The following is a 3,715-nucleotide window of genomic DNA, read 5'->3' as shown; positions in this document are numbered from 1 at the left end:
CCCAAACTCCATTTCGTGGCATAAGTTTCTTCTCTTTGAGCCGGCTCAAAGAGAAGAAACTTAGGCCTCGAAAGCCCGTACCTTGCATTACGGTCTGGGCATGACGTCGCCCAGCTCGTCCGACGCCGGCGGGACCGGTTCCGACGTGCCGACCGGTCCCGAACAGACTTCGACCGAACAGCCCGTCGCGCCGCCCGGTGCGCCCGACTCGCCGCGCCCGCCGCGCTGGCTGCCCCGCGCACTGCTCATGGCCGTGGCGGCCGTCTTCTTCGCGGTCTTCGCGTGGAACGCGCTGGGCGCGCTCGAGGGACTCTTCGTCAACGTGCTCATCGCGTTCTTCATCGCGCTGGCGCTCGAACCGAGCACGGTCTGGCTCGTGCGGCACGGGTGGCGCAGAGGGCTGGCCGCGGCGGTCACGCTGCTGGGTTCGCTCGTCGTGGTCATCGTGCTCATGACGCTGTTCGGCAACCTGTTCGTGCAGCAGCTCGTCGAGCTCGCGCAGTCCGTCCCCCGGCTCTACGCGGGCCTGCAGGACTTCCTCGTCGACCGCTTCGACGTCGTCGTCCCCGACACGCAGAACCTGCTGCGGCAGGCGCTGGACGAGTTCGGCGACGACGTCGCCTCCGGGGCGCTGCTGGTGGGCACCACCGTGGTGGGCGGCCTCCTCGCGACCCTCACGATCCTGCTCGTCGCCTACTACCTGCTCGCGGCGGGGCCCCGGTTCCGCGCAGCGGTGTGCGGCTGGCTGACGCCGGCGCGGCAGCAGGAGATGCTGCACCTGTGGGAGATCACCCAGGGCAAGGTGTCGGACTACATCGGCTCCCGCGTGGTCCTCGCGGCGGTCTCGACGGCGGTCACGTTCGCGTTCCTCGCGTTCCTCCAGACGCCGTACGCGGTGCCGCTCGCGGTCTTCGTCGGTGTGGTGTCCCAGTTCGTGCCCACGATCGGCGCCTACCTGGGTGGCGCGCTGCCCACCATCGTCGCGCTGACCGCGCAGGGCTGGCCCCAGGCGCTTGGCGTGCTCGGGTTCGTGATCGCCTACCAGCAGTTCGAGAACCTGTACCTGGCCCCGAAGGTGTCCGCCCGCGCGCTGGAGATGAACGCGGCGGTGAGCCTGCTGGTGGTGCTGGCGTTCGGCGCGGTCTTCGGGGTGCTCGGCGCGTTCCTCGCACTGCCCGTCGCCGCGACGGTCCAGGCGGTGGCGACCACCTACTTCCGGCGCCACGAGCTCGTCGAGTCGCACATGCTGCGCGACCCGGAGTCCGCGGCCAAGGCGTGACCTGCGCGCGACGGTGGGGTCAGACCGCGCCGAGCAGGGCGATCAGCTCGTCGGCCATGTCGAGCTTGCGGGCCAGGTCGGCCCGGCGCGCGCGGGCCGTGGTGGTGAACTCGTCGAGCCGAGCGCGCAGGTCGGCGCCGTCCGGGTCGATCGTCTCGCCGCCGGCCAGGCGGTGGACGACGTCGAGCAGGCCGGCCATCTCGTCGAGCGAGAAGCCCAGCGGTTTCATGCGCCGCACCAGCAGGATGCGGTCGACGTCGGTGTCCGTGTAGAGCCGGAACCCGCCGTCGGTGCGGCCTGACGGGGTGACCAGACCCACCTCGTCCCAGTGCCGCAGGGTGCGCAGGGACAGGCCGGTGCGCTCGGCGACGGTGCCGATCCGCATGGTGGTCGAGGTGCCCGGGGTGCCCATGTTTGCAACTCTACCCTTACGTAAGGGTAGAGTTGCGCCTGGTGCACCACCGGTCCGCGGTGGCTCGGCGCCGACCCATCAAGCTTCGTGCGCAGCGTCGCGTGCTCAGTCCTGTCCGACCGGACCGGGTCCCGCGACCTCGGTCCTCGGGGCGCGCCGCGTCCCAGAGCCCGAAGGAACACCGCGTGTCACAGCCTCCCGCCGGCCTGCCTGATCCCGCCCCCGTGCCGATCCAGGTCACGGGCGCGCCCGAGGCCGCCGCCTCCGGCTCGTTCAGGGCCGCGTTCAGCTCGGTCCGGACGCTGCGCACCGAGGTCCTCGGCGGGCTCGTGGTGGCACTGGCCCTGATCCCGGAGGCGATCGCCTTCTCGATCATCGCGGGCGTCGACCCGCGGATCGGCCTGTTCGCGTCGTTCACGATGGCCGTCACCATCTCGTTCCTCGGCGGACGCCCGGCCATGATCTCGGCCGCGACCGGCGCCGTCGCGCTGGTGATCGCCCCGGTGGTGCGCGAGCACGGGCTCGACTACCTGATCGCCACCGTCATCCTCGGCGGGATCATCCAGGTGGTGCTCGGCGTGCTCGGCGTCGCGAAGATCATGCGCTTCATCCCGCGTTCGGTGATGGTCGGCTTCGTCAACGCGCTGGCCATCCTCATCTTCCTGTCCCAGGTGCCGCACCTGATCGGTGTGCCGTGGATCGTCTACCCGCTGGTCGCCGTCGGCATCGTGATCATGGTGCTCCTGCCCCGGTGGACCAGGGTGGTCCCCGCCCCGCTGGTCGCCATCGTGCTGCTGACGGTCGCCGTCGTGGTCGCGGCGATCAACGTGCCGACGGTGGGTGACGAGGGCGCGCTGCCGGAGTCGCTGCCCAGCCTCTTCTTCCCCGACGTGCCGCTGAACCTCGAGACGCTGCAGATCATCGCGCCGTACGCGCTGGCGATGGCGCTGGTCGGCATCCTGGAGTCGCTGCTGACCGCCAAGCTGGTCGACGACGTCACCGACACGCACTCGAACAAGACCCGTGAGGCCTGGGGCCAGGGCACCGCGAACATCGTGACCGGGTTCTTCGGCGGCATGGGCGGCTGCGCGATGATCGGCCAGACCATGATCAACGTGAAGGCCTCGGGCGCACGTACCCGCCTGTCGACGTTCCTGGCCGGCGTGTTCCTGCTGATCCTCGTGGTCGGTCTCGGCGACGTCGTGGCGATCATGCCCATGGCGGCCCTCGTCGCGGTGATGATCATGGTGTCGGTCGGCACGTTCGACTGGCACTCGATCCGCCCGGCGACCCTGCGGCGCATGCCGAAGTCGGAGACCACTGTCATGGTCGCGACGGTGGTGGTGACCGTGGCCACCCACAACCTGGCCTACGGTGTGATCGTGGGGGTGCTGGTCGCGATGGTGCTGTTCGCTCAGCGGGTCGCGCACTTCACCTCCGTCAAGCGCCTCGACGCATCGGACGCTGACGACCAGCGGGTGTACGCGGTGGAGGGTGAGCTCTTCTTCGCCTCGTCCAACGACCTGGTCTACCAGTTCGACTACGCGGGCGACCCCAAGAACATCGTGATCGACATGACCAAGGCCCATATCTGGGATGCCTCGACCGTCGCGTCGCTGGACGCCGTGACGACCAAGTACGAGGCCAAGGGCAAGACCGTGACGATCATCGGCATGAATGACGACTCCGCAGCGCGGCACGGGCGGCTCGCCGGCAACCTCGGCGCCGGCCACTGAGCCACCGGCCGACGCAGCGACACCGCAGTACTCACAGCGCCGCACCCGCGGCGTGACACGCAGAGCTCCGACCCCTCCTGGCGGCTGTCCCACGCCATGAGGGGCCGGGCCTTTGCGGCTAACCTGTTCCGGAGGGACATCTATGCATACCGCACCACGAGACCTCGCCCGCCCGCCCGCCGCACCGCCGCAGGCGCTGCGCATCACCCCGCTCGGCGGCATCGGCGAGATCGGCCGCAACATGACGGTCTTCGAGCACGACGGCAAGCTGCTCGTCGTCGACTGCGG

At 69.7% G+C, this 3,715-nt stretch carries 3 protein-coding genes; 2 read left to right on the top strand and 1 reads right to left on the bottom strand.

Features of this window, described 5'->3' with window-relative positions; translation table 11 throughout:
• Positions 1-100: 100 nt before the first annotated feature.
• Positions 101-1,279: an AI-2E family transporter gene (locus AB0F40_RS27330; protein ID WP_357475447.1), complete on the top strand. Its 1,179-nt coding sequence runs from the start codon at positions 101-103 to the stop codon at positions 1,277-1,279.
• A 19-nt stretch (positions 1,280-1,298) separates the two neighbouring features.
• On the opposite strand, the gene AB0F40_RS27325 is transcribed toward AB0F40_RS27330, so the two are convergent.
• On the bottom strand, positions 1,299-1,691 hold the full coding sequence (locus tag AB0F40_RS27325) for a MerR family transcriptional regulator (protein ID WP_357475445.1): 393 nt from the start codon (positions 1,689-1,691) through the stop codon (positions 1,299-1,301).
• Positions 1,692-1,876: 185 nt separating this feature from the next.
• Between AB0F40_RS27325 and AB0F40_RS27320 the strand changes: the two genes are divergently transcribed.
• Positions 1,877-3,427, top strand: coding sequence for a SulP family inorganic anion transporter (locus AB0F40_RS27320; protein ID WP_357475443.1), 1,551 nt, complete (start codon positions 1,877-1,879; stop codon positions 3,425-3,427).
• The last annotated feature ends 288 nt before the right edge of the window (positions 3,428-3,715 follow it).

It is taken from the genome of Promicromonospora sp. NPDC023987, from assembly GCF_040639055.1.
GTDB lineage: Bacteria > Actinomycetota > Actinomycetes > Actinomycetales > Cellulomonadaceae > Promicromonospora.
The sequence above is the reverse complement of the archived record's forward strand: the minus strand, read 5'-3'. Positions and strand labels throughout refer to the sequence as shown.